Consider the following 16,284-nt stretch of genomic DNA (forward strand, 5'->3'; position numbering starts at 1 on the left):
CAAGGCCGAGCCCGGAGGGGCGCCTCGGCGGGACCACCCGGGCGGGTGGGGCGCATGAAGTCGTACGGCGGACGCGGGGCTTCGGGCGTACGGTCGGAACCATGCGCATTGTCATCGCTGGTGGTCATGGTCAGATCGCGTTGCGGTTGGAGCGGCTGCTCTCCGCGCGTGGGGACGAGGTCGCGGGGATCATCCGGAGCGCCGAGCAGGGCGACGACCTGCGGGCGGCAGGTGCCGAACCGGTGCTGCTCGACCTGGAGTCGGCCTCGGTCGAGGAGGTCGCGGCACAGCTGCGGGGTGCGGACGCGGCGGTGTTCGCGGCGGGCGCGGGCCCGGGCAGCGGTACGGCCCGCAAGGAGACGGTGGACAAGGGCGCGGCGGTGGTGTTCGCGGACGCGGCCGTGCGCGCGGGCGTGCGCCGTTTCGTGGTCGTCTCCTCGATGGGCGCGGATCCGGCGCACCAGGGCGACGACGTCTTCGACGTGTATCTGCGGGCCAAGGGCGAGGCCGACGCCCATGTCACCCGGCAGGACGCCCTCGACTGGACGATCCTGCGCCCCGGTGCGCTGACGGACGAGGCCGGCACCGGCCTGGTGCGGCTGGAGGCGCACACGGGCCGGGGGCCGGTGACCCGTGACGACGTGGCCGCCGTGCTGGCGGAGTTGGTGGACACCTCGGCGACGGCCGGTCTGACCCTGGAGCTGATCGGGGGGTCTACCCCGGTCACGGTGGCCGTGAAGTCGGTGGCCGGGAACTGAACCCGGCGCCCGGCCGTTGGGGCTTGTGACAGCCGCTGACTGTGTCAGCGGTCGGCAGCCGTACGGGTGTTGTCAGAACAGCGGCAGCTGTCCGGGGAAGTCCGGCACGGCGTAGCCGTCCAACGACGGCTGGACCGCCCCGAGTTGGGCATGCCGGCGCGAGCCGGCGCAGGAGACCAGGTCGCCGCTCTCCCGCGCCCCGGGCGGGTCGTGGCGCGCGAAGCGGCCCGCGACGACGGCGATTTCGCGGTGGCACACCGGACAGGTTCTGCGTCGGGAGGACATGCGTTCAGTGTGCCCCGGGGCGGGGCGCACGTATCGGGGGCCGCCGGGGTCCAGAGCCGTGCGGCCGGTCCTGGCGTCTGCGGTGTGGATCACCTCACGCACCCACCGGACACAACCCATGACACAACGAAGAGACCCCCTCCAGTCTGTGTTTCCACAGTCCGGAGGGGGTCTTCCCCAAAGTGGCGGCGCCAGGATTCGAACCTGGGAAGGCTGAGCCGGCAGATTTACAGTCTGCTCCCTTTGGCCGCTCGGGCACACCGCCGGGGGTTTGCCACCAAGTCGAACCGCTTTTCGGCGGTGCTCCCTGGCAACGACGTAAACAATACCCGATCCCATGGGGTGCTTCGCCACCCGATTGATCGCCGCCCGAGGGACGCGGGGTGGCTAGGCTGGTGCGGATGCGGCCCGGTCCCCACACCGGGCGCGGCGACCGCCGCCCCGTACCGGAACGCACCCCGTTACGCCCCCCGATACAAGGAGCCACAGGACATGGCCGACTCCAGTTTCGACATCGTCTCGAAGGTCGAGCGGCAGGAGGTCGACAACGCCCTCAACCAGGCCGCGAAGGAGGTCTCGCAGCGGTACGACTTCAAGGGCGTGGGCGCCTCGATCGCCTGGTCCGGCGAGAAGATCCTGATGGAGGCGAACTCCGAGGAGCGGGTCAAGGCGATCCTCGACGTCTTCCAGTCGAAGCTGATCAAGCGCGGTATCTCGCTGAAGGCGCTGGACGCCGGTGAGCCGCAGCTCTCCGGCAAGGAGTACAAGCTCTTCGCGTCGATCGAGGAGGGCATCTCCCAGGAGAACGCGAAGAAGGTCGCGAAGATCATCCGCGACGAGGGCCCCAAGGGCGTGAAGGCCCAGGTCCAGGGCGACGAACTGCGGGTCAGCTCCAAGAGCCGCGACGACCTCCAGGCCGTGATCACCCTCCTGAAGGGCCAGGACTTCGACTTCGCCCTCCAGTTCGTGAACTACCGGTAGTCGTCGCCGGCGGGGGGGGGGGGGGGGGGGGGGCCCCCCCGGGGGGGGCCCCCCCCCCCCCCCCCCCCCGGCCGTGGTCGTGGCGCGCTCAGTCGCGCGAGTTGCCGAACAGCAGGCGGTAGGCGATCAGCAGGACCAGCGAGCCGCCGATCGCCGCCACCCAGGTCGCGCCGTCGTAGAAGTTCTTGGTGATCGGGTGGTCCAGCCAGCGGGCCGATATCCAGCCGCCGAGGAACGCACCCACGATGCCGATGAGGGTCGTGCCGATGAAGCCGCCGGGGTCACGTCCCGGCAGCAGGAATTTGGCGATGGCGCCGGCCAACAGTCCCAGGATGATCCAGCTGATGATGCCCATGTCCTGAACCTGCCCTTCCGCGCTGTGTTCGCACTGTTCCGGCCCTGTGATTTCGGTCTGGTCCGGCTGTGCCGGACCGGCTGCCCGAGTCGTCCGCACAGGGCCGTCGCGCGTCTGTTCGTGTCCTGTCGAAGACGAGGACGACCGGGCGATGCCGCGCGGTTGCGTGGATCAGTAGGGTTCGCCGCATGACTGCCTCCCCACCCGTTCTGCGGCGCACGCTCGGTGTGCGGGATGCCGTGCTCGTCGGCCTCGGCTCGATGGTCGGTGCCGGCGTGTTCTCCGCCCTCGGCCCGGCGGCCCGCGCGGCCGGGTCGGCACTGCTGCCCGGGCTCGCCGTCGCCGCCCTGGTCGCCTACTGCAACGCCATGTCCTCGGCCCGCCTCGCCGCACGGTATCCGCAGTCGGGCGGCACCTACGTGTACGGGCGGGAGCGGCTCGGCGCCTTCTGGGGGTACCTCGCGGGCTGGGCGTTCGTCGTCGGGAAGACGGCGTCCTGCGCCGCGATGGCACTGACCGTGGGCGCCTACGTCTGGCCCGGGCAGGCGCACGCGGTGGCGGTCGCGGCCGTGGTGTCGCTGACCGCCGTGAACTACGGCGGCATCCAGAAGTCCGCGTGGCTGACCCGGCTGATCGTGGCCGTGGTGCTGGCGATCCTGGCCGCCGTGGTGGTCGTCTGCCTGACGTCCGGGCAGGCGGACGCCGGACGGCTGGACATCGGGCTGTCGGCGGGCATCGGCGGGCTGCTTCAGGCGGCCGGCCTGCTGTTCTTCGCGTTCGCCGGCTACGCGCGGATCGCGACCCTCGGCGAGGAGGTGCGGGACCCGGCACGCACCATCCCGCGGGCGATCCCGCTGGCCCTCGGTATCACCCTGGTGGTGTACGCGTGCGTGGCGGTGGCCGTGCTCTCGGTGCTGGGCGCGGACGGGCTCGGGCGGGCAGCCGCGCCGCTGGCCGAAGCGGTGCGGGCGGCCGGGGTGCCGGGGCTGGTTCCCGTGGTGCGGGCGGGGGCCGCGGTGGCCGCGCTCGGCTCGCTGCTGGCGCTGATCCTCGGGGTGTCACGGACCACGCTCGCCATGGCCCGCGACGGCCATCTGCCTCCGGCGCTGGCCGCCGTGCACCCGCGTTTCCAGGTCCCGCACCGTGCGGAGCTGGCCGTGGGCGCGGTGGTCGCCGTGGCGGCGGCGACGGCAGACCTCCGGGGTGCCATCGGTTTCTCCTCCTTCGGTGTGCTGGCGTACTACGCGGTGGCCAACGCCTCGGCGTGGACGCTCGACCCGGCACCGCGTGCGCGCCTGGTTCCGCTGGTGGGGCTGCTGGGCTGCGCGGTCCTCGCGTTCGCGCTGCCGCTGACGTCGGTGGCCGCCGGGGCGGCCGTCCTGGTGGTGGGCGCGGCGGCGTACGCCGTACGACGTCGGGCCGCGGCTGGGTAGACGCCGCTCCCGGCGTCGCAGGAGCCGCGTCCCGTGGAGCCCCGGTCGGTCTCTCAGGAGGCCTGTTCCGCGGTGGTGCGCACCCGGAAGTCGGCCCAGGGGGCCAGATCCGTGCCCTCGTCGGTCTCCTCGTACCAGCCCGTGCCGTCCAGCCAGACGCGCAGCCAGTCGGTGAGAGCGGGCGCGTCCACGAACCAGGCGCCGTCCGCGTCGTCGGCGTTCGGCTCGTAGAGCAGGACCGTGGCCTGCGGGGTTCTGCAGTCCACGCACGCGTACATGCCGCAGCCCCAGTGCGATATCGGCAGGACGCCCTCGGGCCAGGGCCACTCCGGGTTCTTGCGGCCGTACTCGCGGTTGGTGAGGTACTGGACGACGGCGGCACCGGTTCGCCGGAGGGAGCGGCGTCGAGCAGGGGCAGCAGGCCGTACGACGGGCCGAAGCCGCCGTCGCCCACCCGCGTGTAGAGCGCGGCGAGCAGGGGCGGCAGAGGGAAGCCCAGGGCCTCCCGGGCCCGGTCGAGCGTGGCGGCGTCGACGGGCGCGGGAAGCGTGGGCCAGCCCCACGGGCGTGAGTCGTCGGCCTGCGCGGTCACCCGTGTCAGCAACTGCTCGATCTCGGTCATGGCTTCATGATGCAGGCCGCCACCGACAATCGGGGCGGCCTGTGGACAACCTCGGCCGGCGCTCCGACCTGTGGACAACTCGGGTGCCGGGAGCGCCGGATGAGGTGCGGTCAGCGGGTGGCGAACGGCTGGTCCGTGGGCACGATCTCGCGTCCGAGCGGGAGCAGGGAGACCGGGATCAGCTTGAAGTTGGCGATGCCGAACGGGATCCCGATGATCGTGAGGCACATGGCGACGCCGGTGACGATGTGGGCGAGCGCCAGCCACCAGCCGGCGAGAACCAGCCACAGGACGTTGCCGACGCAGGAGGGCGCGCCCGCGTCACGCCGCTCGACGGTCGTGTACCCGAAGGGCCACAGGGCGTACACGCCGATACGAAAAGCCGCTATGCCAAAGGGAATGCCGATGATCGTGATGCAGAGGATCACGCCCGCCAGCAGGTAGCCGAGGAACAGCCAGAAGCCGCTCAGGACGAGCCAAATGATGTTCAGGATGGTCTTCACTGCGGGCGACCTGCCATCTTCTCTAGCCGGGCGATCCGTTCCGCCATGGGCGGATGCGTCGAGAACATCTTGGACAGTCCCTGGCCCGGACGGAAGGGGTTCGCGATCATCATGTGGCTCGCGGTCTCGATCCGGGGCTCGGGCGGCAGCGGGAGCTGCTTGGTGCCGGCGTCCAGCTTGCGCAGGGCGCCGGCGAGGGCGAGCGGGTCGCCGGTGAGCTGGGCGCCGGACGCGTCCGCCTCGTACTCCCGGGAACGGCTGATGGCCAGCTGGATGACGGTGGCGGCGAGCGGGCCCAGGATCATGATCAGCAGCAGGCCGAGGAAGCCGGGGCCGTCGTCGTCGTCCGAACGGCCGACCGGGATCAGCCAGGCGAAGTTGACCAGGAACATGATCACCGAGGCGAGGGCGCCGGCGACCGACGAGATGAGGATGTCGCGGTTGTAGACGTGGCTGAGCTCGTGGCCGATGACTCCGCGCAGCTCCCGCTCGTCCAGGATCCGCAGGATGCCCTCCGTGCAGCACACGGCGGCGTTGCGGGGGTTGCGGCCCGTCGCGAAGGCGTTCGGTGCCTCCGTCGGGGAGATGTAGAGGCGGGGCATGGGCTGGCGGGCCTGGGTGGAGAGCTCGCGGACCATCCGGTACAGGGCCGGGGCCTCGAACTCGCTCACCGGACGCGCGCGCATCGCGCGTAGCGCGAGTTTGTCGCTGTTCCAGTACGCGTACGCGTTCGTGCCGAGGGCGACGAGGACCGCGACGATCAGACCCGTCCGGCCGAAGAAACTGCCGATGACGATGATGAGTGCCGACAGTCCCCCGAGGAGAACTGCGGTCCTGAGTCCGTTGTGCCGGCGGTGCACGGTACGCCCTCCAAGTCGTGCGGCAGGGGAACCCTTTGCCTGCGCTGCTGCCTTCCGATCGGTGATGCCACCGGTGTGTCGTGGTGTCACGTCCAGTGGACCCTCCCGCACTGGTCAACGCCAGGCGACGGCCGCTAGTTCCCTTGTGTCCGCTGTGCGCCGCGTGAGCCGTCCGGGTGAGGGCGGGTGCGGGGTGGATGCGGGCGGTCGCTCGCGCGCGTGAAGGGCTTCACGCGCGCGTGGACGGGGGTCAGAACAGGCCGGTGGCGGCGAAGCGGAGTACCAGCTGCGGTGCCCCGGAGAGGGCGACACCTAGCGCGCCGGTGAGGGCGAGCGCGGCCGTGAGCGGCGCCGGGAGGTGGTGCCGCGCGGGCTCGCCCTCGGGGGTGCGGAACAGCAGGGCCGCCCACTGGAGGTAGTAGAAGAGGGCGATCACGACGTTGACGGCCATGACGACGGCCAGCCAGCCGAGGCCCGCGTCGACGGCGGCCGAGAAGACGGTGACCTTCGCGAACAGGCCGATGATGCCGGGTGGCAGTCCGGCCAGACAGAGCAGGAAGAACGCCAGGAGCAGCGCGGTGAGCGGGTTCCTGGCGTACAGGCCGCGGTAGTCGGTGATCCGGTTGAGTTCCCTCGTACGGCCCACCAGGGCGGCCACCGCGAAGGCGCCGAGGTTCACGGCCGCGTACATGAGGGCGTAGGCGACGGTGGAGCCGATGGCCTGCTGGGCGTCCTTGGTGTACGCGGCGGCGGCGATCGGTACCAGCAGATAGCCGGCCTGCCCGACCGACGACCAGGCGAGCAGCCGTACCGCGCTGTACGCGCGCGTGGCCTGCTGGCGCAGGGCGGCCACGTTGCCGACGGTCATGGTGAGGGCGGCCAGGGCGGCGAGTGCGGGGCCCCAGACGTCGGCGTACGACGGGAAGGCGACGACGGTGACCAGGATCAGGCCGGAGAAGCCGACGGCCTTGCCGACGACCGACAGGTAGGCGGCGATGGGGAGCGGGGCGCCGACGTAGGTGTCGGGCACCCAGAAGTGGAAGGGGACGGCGGCCGTCTTGAACGCGAAACCGACGAGGGTGAGGACGACGCCCGCCTGGGCGAGGGTGTGCAGTTGTCCGTCGACGTGCTGGATGCGGTCGGCGACCTGGGTGAGGTAGAGGCTGCCGGTGGTGGCGTACACGAAGCTGACGCCCAGGAGGCTGACGGCGGTCGCGGTCACCGAGGAAAGGAAGAACTTCAGGGCCGCTTCGGAGGACTTAGCGTCGCCGTGCCGGATGCCGACGAGGGCGAAGGCGGGCAGGGAGGCGACCTCCAGGGCGACGATCAGGGTGGCGAGGTCGCGGGAGGCGGGCAGCAGGGCGGCTCCGGCGGCCGAGGAGAGCAGCAGGAACCAGAACTCGCCCTGGGGGTAGCGGCGGTTGCCGTCCCTGAGGGTGGTGACGGACAGCAGGGCCGTGAGCAGGGCGCCGCCGAGCACGAGGAGCTGCACGACGAGGGTGAACCGGTCGGCCGTGTAGCTGCACGCGCGCGTGGAGCCGGTCAGGCAGAAGGTGCTGCGGTCGTGGTCGAGGAGCGGCAGCAGCAGGAGAACGGAGGCGGCGAGTCCGGCGACCGAGACCCAGCCGAGGAGCGGCTTCCTGGCCTCGGGCACGAAGAGGTCGGCGACCAGGACGGCGAGTGCGACGACCGCGGTGAGGGTGGGTGGCGCGACGGCGAGCCAGTCGACGGACTGGACGAGGTTCGCGGCCATCGGCTGGGCCAGGGCGCTCATCGGGTGCCTCCTGAGAGGAGCTGCTGCACGGCCGGGTCGGTCAGGCCGAGCAGGGCCCTGGGCCACAGTCCGGCGACGACGGTGAGGACGACGAGCGGGGTCCAGGCCGCGAACTCGAACGTACGGACGTCGGCGAGCTTCGGCACCTCCCGCGAGGCGGCGCCCATGCAGACGCGGCGGACGACGGCCAGCATGTAGGCGGCGGTCAGCAGGGTTCCGAAGGCCGCGATCGCCATGAAGGTCAGGAAGGCCGGGCGGCTCAGGGCTGCGGCCGGCTCGAACGCGCCGAACAGGGCCAGCATCTCGCCCCAGAACCCGGCGAGGCCGGGCAGTCCGAGCGAGGCGACGGCGGCGAACGCGAGCAGGCCGCCGAGGCGCGGCGCCCTGCCGTAGAGCGCGGCGCCGGTCTCCTCGGCGAGGGTGTCGAGGTCGGTGGTGCCGGTGCGGTCCTTCAGGCCGCCGACCAGGAAGAACAGCAGGCCGGTGATGAGGCCGTGGGCGATGTTCGCGAACAGGGCGCCGTTGACGCCGGTCGGGGTCATGGTGGCGATGCCGAGCAGGACGAAGCCCATGTGGCCGACGGAGGAGTAGGCGATCAGGCGTTTGAGGTCGCCCCGCGCGCCGCGCTTCGCCAGGTTCAGGCAGGCCAGGGATCCATAGATGATCCCGACGACGGCGAAGGCGGCGAGGTAGGGCGCGAAGGTGCGGAATCCGTCCGGTGCGACCGGCAGCAGGATCCGGACGAACCCGTACGTGCCCATCTTCAGCAGCACGCCGGCCAGCAGCACCGAGCCGACGGTCGGCGCGGCGGTGTGGGCGTCCGGCAGCCAGCTGTGCAGGGGCCACATCGGGGTCTTGACCGCGAGCCCGATCCCGATCGCCAGAACGGCGATGACCTGCACGGACGTGGTCAGCGACCGGCCGTTGTCAGTGGCGAGTGCCACCATGTCGAAGGTGCCCGCCTTGATTCCGATCAGGAGCAGGCCCAGCAGCATCAGGACGGACCCGAGCAGGGTGAAGAGGATGAACTTCCAGGCGGCCCGGGTCCGGCCCGCGCCGCCCCAGCGGGCGATGAGGAAGTACATCGGGATGAGCACCGTCTCGAACGCGAGGAAGAACAGCAGCAGGTCGAGGACGGCGAAGCTCGCGAGGGTGCCGGCCTCCAGCACGAGCAGCAGGGCGACGAAGGCCTTCGGGGACGGGCCCGCGGGCATGTTGAAGTACGAGTAGAGCGCGCAGAGGAAGCTCAGCAGCGCGGTCAGGACCACCAGGGGGAGGGAGATGCCGTCGATGCCGAGGTGGATGCGCACGTCGAGTGCGGGGATCCAGCTGATGTCGGTCGTGGCCTGCATCCTCGACGGATGGTCGTGGTCGAAGCCGAGCGCGAGGACGATCGCGGCGATGAGGATCGCGCCGGTCACGGTCACGCCGTGCCGGAGCACGGCCTGCTCGGGCGACTTCCCCTTCAGCCCGGGCGGGGCGGGGAGCAGGGCGGCGACGGCGCCGAGAAGCGGGCCGACGACGATCAATGCCAGAAGGAACTGCATCACGGACTCGCTGATATCGATCACGCCTGCTCACGCTCCCGTGGCGACGAGGAGGACGGCGACCGCCAGGACGACGGTGCCGGCGAGCAGCGCGCTCACATAGGTCTGGACGTTGCCGGTCTGGGCACGCCGTACGGCGGCACCCAGCAGGCGGGGCAGGGCGCCCGCGCCGCGCACATAGGTGTCGACGACCTCGCGGTCGAGGAACTGGACAAGGCTCGCCGCGGCCAGGACCGGGCGGACGAACAGCGCGTCGTAGACGGCGTCCAGGTGGAAGCCCTCGGCGGCGTGCCGGTGCAGCGGGCCGAGCAGCAGCCGACCGGGGTCCGCCGGGTCGGGTGCGTAGGCCACGTCTCCGAACGCCGGTTCGTGGGCGGCGATGGCCTCGGCCTCGACGAGTCCGGCGTCGCCCTCCGGGTGGGCGGCCACGGCACCCAGCGGGGTGCGGGCCGCCAGCGCGCTGGTGCGCTGCCAGGCGCCGTAGGTGACGAGTCCGCCGACCAGCGCAAGGCCGGTGCCGAGGATCGAGGTGGTGAGCGTCGGGGCGAGGGCACGGCCGTCGAACCAGCCGGGCAGCGAGCGGTAGGCCAGCCCGCCGAAGGCCAGGGAGGGGACGGCCAGGACCCACAGCACCACGGTCATCGACAGCGGCTGCCGGCCGTGGTCCGGGGCCTCGATTCCGCGGCCGCGGAAGGCCAGCAGCCACAGCCGGGTCGCGTACGCGGCGGTGAGCAGGGCGGTGACCAGGCCCGCGACGAGGACGATCCAGCCGGCGGCGCCGGGGGCGTGCTCGGTGTGGCCGGTGGCGACGTGTTCGGCGGCGCCGAGGACGGACTCCTTGGAGAAGAAGCCGCTGAAGGGCGGGATCGCGGCGAGCGCGAGCAGCGCCACGGTCATCGTCCAGTAGGCGTCCGGGACGCGGTCGCGCAGACCGGAGGTGCGGGACATGACGGCCAGCGAGTTGGTGCCGGCGGCGTGGATGACCACACCGGCCGCGAGGAACAGCAGCGCCTTGAAGGCGCCGTGCGACAGGAGGTGGAAGACGGCGGCACCGCGGTCGCCGACGGCGAGGGCGCCGGTCATGTAGCCGAGCTGGCCGATCGTCGAGTAGGCGAGGACGCGTTTGATGTCGTCCTGGGCGAGCGCGGCGAGGCCCGAACCGACCATCGTGACGGCGCCCATGGCGGCGAGGACGACCATCACGGCCGCACAGGCCTCGAAGACCGGCAGGAGCCGGGCGACGAAGTAGACGCCGGCGGCGACCATCGTCGCCGCGTGGATCAGTGCGGAGACGGGGGTCGGGCCGGCCATCGCGTCGGGGAGCCAGGTGTGCAGCGGGAACTGCGCCGACTTGCCCGCCACACCGCACAGGAGGAGCAGTCCGACCAGGGCCGGGTGGTGCAGTCCGCCGTTCGCGACGGTCGCGAGGACCGTGGTGATGCGGAACGACCCGGCATCGGTGGCCAGCGCGAACAGGCCGATCAGGAACGGCACGTCGCCGAGCTTGGTGACCAGGAAGGCCTTGAGGGAGGCGGCGCGCGCCTCGGGGGTCTCCCAGTAGTGGCCGACGAGGAAGTAGGAGCAGATGCCCATGACTTCCCAACCGACCAGCAGCACGATCAGGTCGCCGGAGTAGACGACCAGCAGCATCGCGGAGGTGAAGAGGGAGACGAGGGCGGCGTACGAGGGGTAGCGCGGGTCGTCGCGCAGATAGCCGGTCGAGTAGATCTGCACACAGGTGGCGACGAAGGCGACCAGGACGGCGACGAGGGCGGCGAAGCCGTCGATGTACAGGGCGAGTTCGATCGGCACCGAGCCGGTCGGGGTGAGTTCGGTGTGGCCCTGGACGGCCCGGCCGCCGCCCTGGTCGACGGCGACCGCGACGGCCAGCGCCAGTGCGGCGAGGGTCGGCAGGACCGCGAGCGGGCGGACGAACCCGGGAGCCGTACGGCCCAGGAGCAGGCCGGCCACGGCGGCCAGGAAGGGGAGGAGGGGGACGAGGACGGCGAGGGTGGTCGTGGTCACGCGGTGGCCTCAGCCTTCTCGTCGGCCGTCCCGTCCGTGGGCGAGCCGTGCTCGTGGCCCTCGGCGGTGTCGCGGAGCCGGTCGATGTCGGAGGTGCCGCGGTTGCGGTAGACGGCGAGGACGATCGCCAGGCCGATGCCGATCTCGGCGGCGGCGATGGCGATGGTGAACAGGGTCAGTGCCTGGCCGGAGTGCAGGGTGTCCCGGGCCGCCTTGCTCAGCCACACGTCGAAGGCGACCAGGTTGAGGTTGACGGCGTTGAGCATCAGCTCGACCGACATCAGGACCAGGATCGCGTTGCGGCGGGCGAGGACGCCGTACAGGCCGGTGCAGAAGAGGAGAGCGGAGAGGACGGCGGGATAGGCGAGGTGCATCAGCGGGCGCCTTCCTGCTCGATCGGGTGAATCCCGGAATCCGTGACCGAAGGGGAACTCTGCGTGACGGCCCGGCCGTTCACAGGGGGCGGGGCCGACTCCGCCTTCGCCTTCCGGGACAGGACGATCGCGCCGACCAGGGCCGCGAGGAGGAGGACGGAGAGGGCCTCGAAGGGCAGGACCCAGTTCTGGAAGAGGCTCGCGCCGGTGACCTTCGTCGAGCCGGCGGCGGCGCCGCCCAGGTCGATCCAGGTGGCGCGGAAGGCGTCCACGACCACCCAGACCAGGGCGGCCGCGGCGGACACGGCCACGGCGAGGGCTACCCAGCGGTTCTCGGAGTCGGCGTCCGGGGAGCGGCCGATCGGGGCCCTGGTGAGCATCAGACCGAAGAGAAGGAGGACGACGACGGAACCCACGTAGATGAGGACCTGCACCCAGGCGATGAACTCGGCGGTGAGCAGCAGGTACTCGACGGCGAGACCGCCGAGGGCGACCACCAGCCACAGGGCGGCGTGCACCAGCTGGCGGGTGGTGACCGTGATCAGCGCGGCGCCGAAGGTGACCAGCCCGACGAGCAGGAAGGCCACCTCCACACCGGTCGGCGACAGGAAGCCGTGCGGCGCTTGGGCGAGAGGACTCACGACTCCCCCTCCCCCGGCTCGGCACGGTCGGCGGCCGAATCGACTGGCGAGGCCTGCGCGGCTTCTTCGGCCTGCGCGCTCTGCACGGCCTGCGCGGTCGCGAGCTTCTCGGCGGTCTTGCGGGCGGCGGCGATCTCCTTCGGTTCCTCCGCGCCGGGGTCGAGGGCGGGCGGGGCCGGGACCGTCCACATCCACTCGCGGAGCTTGTCCCGCTCGTGGGTGAGTTCGTGGATGTCGGTCTCGGCGTACTCGAACTCCGGGGACCAGAACAGCGCGTCGAAAGGACAGACCTCGATGCAGATACCGCAGTACATGCACAGGGAGAAGTCGATGGCGAAGCGGTCCAGGACGTTGCGGCTGCGTTCACGGCCACCCGGGGTCGCCGCCGGGACGGTCTCCTTGTGGGAGTCGATGTAGATGCACCAGTCGGGGCACTCACGGGCGCAGAGCATGCAGACCGTGCAGTTCTCCTCGAACAAGCCGATGACGCCCCGGGAGCGGGGCGGGAGTTCGGGGAGGACGTCCGGGTACTGCTCGGTGACCGACTTCCGGGTCATCGTGCGCAGGGTGACGGCCAGGCCCTTGGCGAGGCCGCTGCCGGGAAGGGGAGCCACGGTTAGGAGATCACCACCTTGACGATGCCGGTGAGGGCGATCTGGGCGAGAGAGAGGGGGACGAGGAGGGTCCAGGAGAACTTCTGCAACTGGTCCTCGCGCAGCCGGGGGTAGGTCACGCGGAGCCAGATCACGACGAAGGCGAGGATCGCCGTCTTCAGCAGGGTCCACAGCCAGCCGAGGCCGTCGGCGCCCCACGGGCCGTGCCAGCCGCCGAGGAACAGGACGGTGGTCAGTCCGCACAGGACGACGATCCCGGCGTACTCGGCGAGCAGGAACAGCGCGAAGCGCAGGCCGGTGTACTCGGTGTACGCGCCGAAGATGATCTCCGAGTCGGCGACGGGCATGTCGAACGGCGGCCGCTGGAGCTCCGCGAGGCCGGCGATGAAGAAGACCAGTCCGCCGGTGATCTGCCAGGGCAGCCACCACCAGTGGAAGGCGGCGACGATGCCGGGCAGGGAGACCGTGCCGGCCGCCATCGCCACGGAGGCGGCGGCGAGCAGCATGGGGAGTTCGTAGGCGAGAAGCTGGGCGGCGGTACGCAGACCGCCGAGGAGGGAGAACTTGTTGGCACTGGCCCAGCCGGCCATGAGCGAGCCGAGGACGCCGATGCCCATCACGGCCAGTACGAAGAAGACACCGGCGTCCAGGACCTGGCCGACGGCGCCCTCGCCCGGGCCGATCGGGATGGCGAGCAGCACGAGCAGATACGGGAGGAGCGCCACGGCGGGGGCCAGCTGGAAGATACGCCGGTCCGCGCCCGCCGGGACCACGTCCTCCTTCTGCGCGAACTTCACGCCGTCGGCGATGAGCTGGGCCCAGCCGTGGAAGCCACCGGCGTACATCGGGCCGAGGCGGCCCTGCATATGGGCCATCACCTTGTGCTCGGTCTGACCGACGATCAGGGGGAAGGTGAGGAAGACGACGAACACGACGAGAAGTCGCAGGGCGACGTCCAGGGCGTCGTTCACTGCGGGCCTCCTGGGCGGTGGTCGTCGCGGGGAGCGGAAGGTTGCCCGGGGTCGGCGTCGGGGTTGTCGGGAGCCGGGCGCGGCTCCTCCGAAGTGGGCCCGGACTCGTCTGAGATGGGCCCGGACTCCTCCGACGTGGGCTCGGACTCGTCCGCCGTGGGCCCGGCCTCCTCCGACGTGGGCCCGGCCTCCTCCGTCTCCGTCGGCTCGGGGGTGGCAGTCCCCGGCCGCTCTCCCGCCTCGGGTTCGTCGAAGGCGGGGCGGGCGTGGTGCCACGGGGCGTCCGAGCCGCGCGGGGCCGAGGGGCCGGGCGGGGTGACCTGCGGCGTGGCCGGGGTGCCCTGGGGCGTGGTCGGGGTGGCCGGTTCCGTCGGTGGTGCCGTAGGTGCCATATGTGCCGTGTCCTGGGCGCGCTGGGAGGCGGAGCCGCCCGAGGCGGTGCGTGCCCGGCGCGGGCCCCGGGGGGCGGCCGGCGGCTCCTCCTGCGGGGCGGTCTCCTCGGCGGGGGATGCCTCCCGCTGCGAAGCGGACCCCTCACCGGCGCTGCGCGCCCGGCGCGGGGCCGCCGGTGGCTGGTCGCCGGGAGCGGTCCGCTGTGTCGCGGATCCCTCGCTCGCGCTGCGGGCCCGGCGCGCCGATGCCGCCGTCGGCTGTGCGCCCTCAGCCGCTTCCGGCGCGGCGGGCTCCTGGCCGACCGAGCCTTCCGCGGCCGTGCGCGTACGCCGTACCGGACGATCACCGGCCGCAGCGGCCGCGCGGGCCGGGCGTTCGCCGGCGGCGCGTCCTGCCGCGGCTCGTGCCGGGCGGGCGGGGGCAGGGGGGAGTTGGCCCTTCAGGGGGCCCCACTCGTTGGGGTCGGGGACGCCCGGGGGGAGCATCTGGCGGCGCCTGGGGCCGCCGTGGTCGGACTCGCCGGGCTCCTTGGCGCCGGGCCAGGCCTTGGCGACGCGGGCGGCGAGGACGAAGTCCTTGCGCAGGGGGTGGCCTTCGAAGGTCTCCGGGAGAAGGAGGTGGTCGAGGCCGGGGTGGCCGGTGAAGCGGACTCCGAACATCTCGTGGGTCTCGCGTTCGTGCCAGCGGGCGCCCGCGTAGACGCCGACGGCGGACGGGAGTTCGGGGGCGGCGTGCGGCACCGTGGTGCGCAGGAGCAGTCGGCGGACCGGGGCGAGGGCGACGACGTGGGCGGAGACGCGGAAGCCGGTGCCGGGTTCGTCGACCGCGCTCAGCCAGTCGAAGTAGGTGCAGGTGAGGATCGTACGGGCGGTCTCCAGGGCGGTGAGCCAGGAGGCGGGAGGGACGTCGACGGTCAGGACCTCGTAGGACTCCTCCGCGGTCGCGTCCGTACCGAAGAGTTCCTCGACGGGGGCCGGCAGCCAGCCGGTCGGGGCCGTCATCGCGCGTCTCCCTCTCCCGTGGGAGCCGGCGGGAGCACCAGGCCGCTCTGGAGGGCCGCGGTGGAGGGGCGGGAGGTGCCGTACCGCTCGCCCAGGGACTCGGCGGCGATCTTCTCCTGGAGTTTGAGGATGCCCTGGAGGAGGGCCTCGGGGCGGGGCGGGCAGCCGGGGACGTAGACGTCGACGGGGATGATCTGGTCGACGCCCTTGGTGACCGAGTAGGAGTCCCAGTAGGGGCCGCCGCAGTTGGAGCAGGCACCGAAGGAGATGACGTACTTCGGCTCGGGCATCTGCTCGTACAGGCGCTTGACCGCCGGGGCCATCTTGTCGGTGACCGTGCCCGAGACCACCATCAGGTCGGCCTGGCGGGGGCCCGGCGCGAAGGGGATCACGCCGAGGCGGATGAAGTCGTGGCGGGCCATCGACGCGGCGATGAACTCGATCGCGCAGCAGGCGAGGCCGAAGTTGAAGACCCAGAGCGAGTAGCGGCGGCCCCAGTTGAGGACGACCTTCATCGGCTCGGGGGCGAGGCGGGCGAGCGTGCCCAGCCGCTTCGGCTCCGGCAGCGGCACGGGTTCCGGCGTCGGCAGAGGCTCCGGCGTCACGTCCATGTCAGGACGCCCTTCTTGTATGCGTACAGCAGGCCGACGGCGAGGAAGCCGAGGAAGACGAACATCTCCACGAGCGTGGTGGCGCCGTAGCCGGGGGCGGCGAAGACCGTCGCCCAGGGGAACAGGAAGATCGAGTCGACGGCGAAGATGACGTAGAGGAAGGCGTAGACGTAGTAGCGGACCTGGGTGTGGGCCCAGCCCTCGCCGACGGGGTCGACTCCGCACTCGTAGGTGAGGAGTTTCTCGGGCGTGGGGACCACCGGGCGCAGCAGCCGGCCGGCCCCGAAGGCGACGGCGACGAAGAGCACGCCGACGAGTGCCAGCAGTCCCACGACCGAGTAGGACGCGAAGTAGCCCGCCGCGACGACCACGGTCGGCTCACCACCCACCGTCTCCCGCATTGCCCGTCCCTCGCTCCCTCGACAGACAGCAGACCTGACCCGGTCCGCTGTCGTGACCTCAGTCAACTCTTGATTCGACGATCTGTACGCACGGGAGTCTAGGCCCTGATAAAGACACGGTAAGCAGGCCGTCAC

At 71.7% G+C, this 16,284-nt stretch carries 17 protein-coding genes, 1 tRNA gene and 1 pseudogene; 3 read left to right on the forward strand and 16 right to left on the reverse strand.

The genetic code is table 11. The annotated features are described in order from the left end of the window. The first annotated feature begins 101 nt into the window (after nucleotides 1-101). A complete protein-coding gene (locus ACGFZS_RS14265; protein ID WP_393795281.1) occupies nucleotides 102-758 on the forward strand; it encodes an NAD(P)H-binding protein in 657 nt (218 codons plus the stop codon). A gap of 72 nt (nucleotides 759-830) precedes the next feature. Here ACGFZS_RS14265 and ACGFZS_RS14270 read toward each other — a convergent pair whose 3' ends face one another. Together ACGFZS_RS14270 and ACGFZS_RS14275 are read right to left on the reverse strand one after the other, a co-directional pair. Next, nucleotides 831-1,043 (reverse strand): hypothetical protein, encoded by a 213-nt coding sequence (locus tag ACGFZS_RS14270; protein WP_355729579.1) that lies wholly within the window; start codon nucleotides 1,041-1,043, stop codon nucleotides 831-833. Between the two features lie 183 nt (nucleotides 1,044-1,226). After that, nucleotides 1,227-1,308: transfer RNA gene (locus ACGFZS_RS14275), tRNA-Tyr, on the reverse strand. 227 nt (nucleotides 1,309-1,535) lie between these two features. Here ACGFZS_RS14275 and ACGFZS_RS14280 point away from each other — a divergent pair. After that, nucleotides 1,536-2,024, forward strand: coding sequence for a YajQ family cyclic di-GMP-binding protein (locus ACGFZS_RS14280; protein ID WP_355729577.1), 489 nt, complete (start codon nucleotides 1,536-1,538; stop codon nucleotides 2,022-2,024). A gap of 88 nt (nucleotides 2,025-2,112) precedes the next feature. Here the strand turns inward: ACGFZS_RS14280 and ACGFZS_RS14285 are convergent, their stop codons facing one another. Next, nucleotides 2,113-2,379: a GlsB/YeaQ/YmgE family stress response membrane protein gene (locus ACGFZS_RS14285; RefSeq protein ID WP_355709529.1), complete on the reverse strand. Its 267-nt coding sequence runs from the start codon at nucleotides 2,377-2,379 to the stop codon at nucleotides 2,113-2,115. A 188-nt stretch (nucleotides 2,380-2,567) separates the two neighbouring features. On the opposite strand from ACGFZS_RS14285, the gene ACGFZS_RS14290 reads away from it, so the two are divergent. After that, the gene (locus tag ACGFZS_RS14290; protein WP_393795282.1) at nucleotides 2,568-3,812 is read left to right on the forward strand and encodes an APC family permease; all 1,245 of its coding nucleotides are present in this window, start codon (nucleotides 2,568-2,570) and stop codon (nucleotides 3,810-3,812) included. Between the two features lie 53 nt (nucleotides 3,813-3,865). Here the strand turns inward: ACGFZS_RS14290 and ACGFZS_RS14295 are convergent. The 13 genes and pseudogenes from ACGFZS_RS14295 to ACGFZS_RS14355 all read right to left on the reverse strand — a co-directional run bounded on the left by ACGFZS_RS14295 (nucleotide 3,866) and on the right by ACGFZS_RS14355 (nucleotide 16,149). Next, nucleotides 3,866-4,434, reverse strand: a pseudogene (locus ACGFZS_RS14295) (SMI1/KNR4 family protein). A 110-nt stretch (nucleotides 4,435-4,544) separates the two neighbouring features. Next, entirely contained in the window at nucleotides 4,545-4,937 is a 393-nt protein-coding gene (locus ACGFZS_RS14300) for a YccF domain-containing protein (RefSeq protein ID WP_351487190.1), read from the reverse strand. Next, entirely contained in the window at nucleotides 4,934-5,797 is an 864-nt protein-coding gene (gene htpX, locus ACGFZS_RS14305; protein WP_355709537.1) for a zinc metalloprotease HtpX, read from the reverse strand. The genes ACGFZS_RS14300 and htpX overlap by 4 nt, the downstream gene beginning before the upstream one ends. A gap of 250 nt (nucleotides 5,798-6,047) precedes the next feature. Further along, entirely contained in the window at nucleotides 6,048-7,571 is a 1,524-nt protein-coding gene (locus ACGFZS_RS14310; protein WP_393795283.1) for an NADH-quinone oxidoreductase subunit N, read from the reverse strand. Beyond that, nucleotides 7,568-9,142: an NADH-quinone oxidoreductase subunit M gene (locus tag ACGFZS_RS14315; protein WP_393795284.1), complete on the reverse strand. Its 1,575-nt coding sequence runs from the start codon at nucleotides 9,140-9,142 to the stop codon at nucleotides 7,568-7,570. Before ACGFZS_RS14315 ends, ACGFZS_RS14310 begins: the two co-directional genes overlap by 4 nt. Nucleotides 9,143-9,148: 6 nt before the next feature. Beyond that, nucleotides 9,149-11,143 (reverse strand): NADH-quinone oxidoreductase subunit L, encoded by a 1,995-nt coding sequence (locus tag ACGFZS_RS14320; protein ID WP_393795285.1) that lies wholly within the window; start codon nucleotides 11,141-11,143, stop codon nucleotides 9,149-9,151. Next, nucleotides 11,140-11,517 carry an NADH-quinone oxidoreductase subunit NuoK gene (gene nuoK, locus ACGFZS_RS14325; RefSeq protein WP_359210432.1) on the reverse strand — a complete coding sequence of 126 codons (378 nt, stop codon included), beginning with the start codon at nucleotides 11,515-11,517 and terminating at the stop codon, nucleotides 11,140-11,142. Before nuoK ends, ACGFZS_RS14320 begins: the two co-directional genes overlap by 4 nt. Then, nucleotides 11,517-12,158 carry an NADH-quinone oxidoreductase subunit J gene (locus tag ACGFZS_RS14330; protein WP_359210429.1) on the reverse strand — a complete coding sequence of 214 codons (642 nt, stop codon included), beginning with the start codon at nucleotides 12,156-12,158 and terminating at the stop codon, nucleotides 11,517-11,519. The genes nuoK and ACGFZS_RS14330 overlap by 1 nt, the downstream gene beginning before the upstream one ends. After that, nucleotides 12,155-12,772, reverse strand: coding sequence for a NuoI/complex I 23 kDa subunit family protein (locus tag ACGFZS_RS14335; RefSeq protein WP_393795286.1), 618 nt, complete (start codon nucleotides 12,770-12,772; stop codon nucleotides 12,155-12,157). The genes ACGFZS_RS14330 and ACGFZS_RS14335 overlap by 4 nt, the downstream gene beginning before the upstream one ends. A gap of 2 nt (nucleotides 12,773-12,774) precedes the next feature. Beyond that, entirely contained in the window at nucleotides 12,775-13,743 is a 969-nt protein-coding gene (locus tag ACGFZS_RS14340; protein ID WP_393795287.1) for an NADH-quinone oxidoreductase subunit H, read from the reverse strand. After that, a complete protein-coding gene (locus tag ACGFZS_RS14345; protein ID WP_393795288.1) occupies nucleotides 13,740-15,137 on the reverse strand; it encodes an NADH-quinone oxidoreductase subunit C in 1,398 nt (465 codons plus the stop codon). Before ACGFZS_RS14345 ends, ACGFZS_RS14340 begins: the two co-directional genes overlap by 4 nt. Next, nucleotides 15,134-15,748 (reverse strand): NADH-quinone oxidoreductase subunit B, encoded by a 615-nt coding sequence (locus tag ACGFZS_RS14350; RefSeq protein ID WP_393795289.1) that lies wholly within the window; start codon nucleotides 15,746-15,748, stop codon nucleotides 15,134-15,136. Before ACGFZS_RS14350 ends, ACGFZS_RS14345 begins: the two co-directional genes overlap by 4 nt. Next, nucleotides 15,739-16,149 (reverse strand): NADH-quinone oxidoreductase subunit A, encoded by a 411-nt coding sequence (locus ACGFZS_RS14355; protein WP_355709555.1) that lies wholly within the window; start codon nucleotides 16,147-16,149, stop codon nucleotides 15,739-15,741. The genes ACGFZS_RS14350 and ACGFZS_RS14355 overlap by 10 nt, the downstream gene beginning before the upstream one ends. Between the last annotated feature and the right edge of the window lie 135 nt (nucleotides 16,150-16,284).

The sequence above is a fragment of the Streptomyces sp. NPDC048288 genome (assembly GCF_043201555.1).
In the GTDB taxonomy this organism is placed as follows: Bacteria; Actinomycetota; Actinomycetes; order Streptomycetales; family Streptomycetaceae; genus Streptomyces.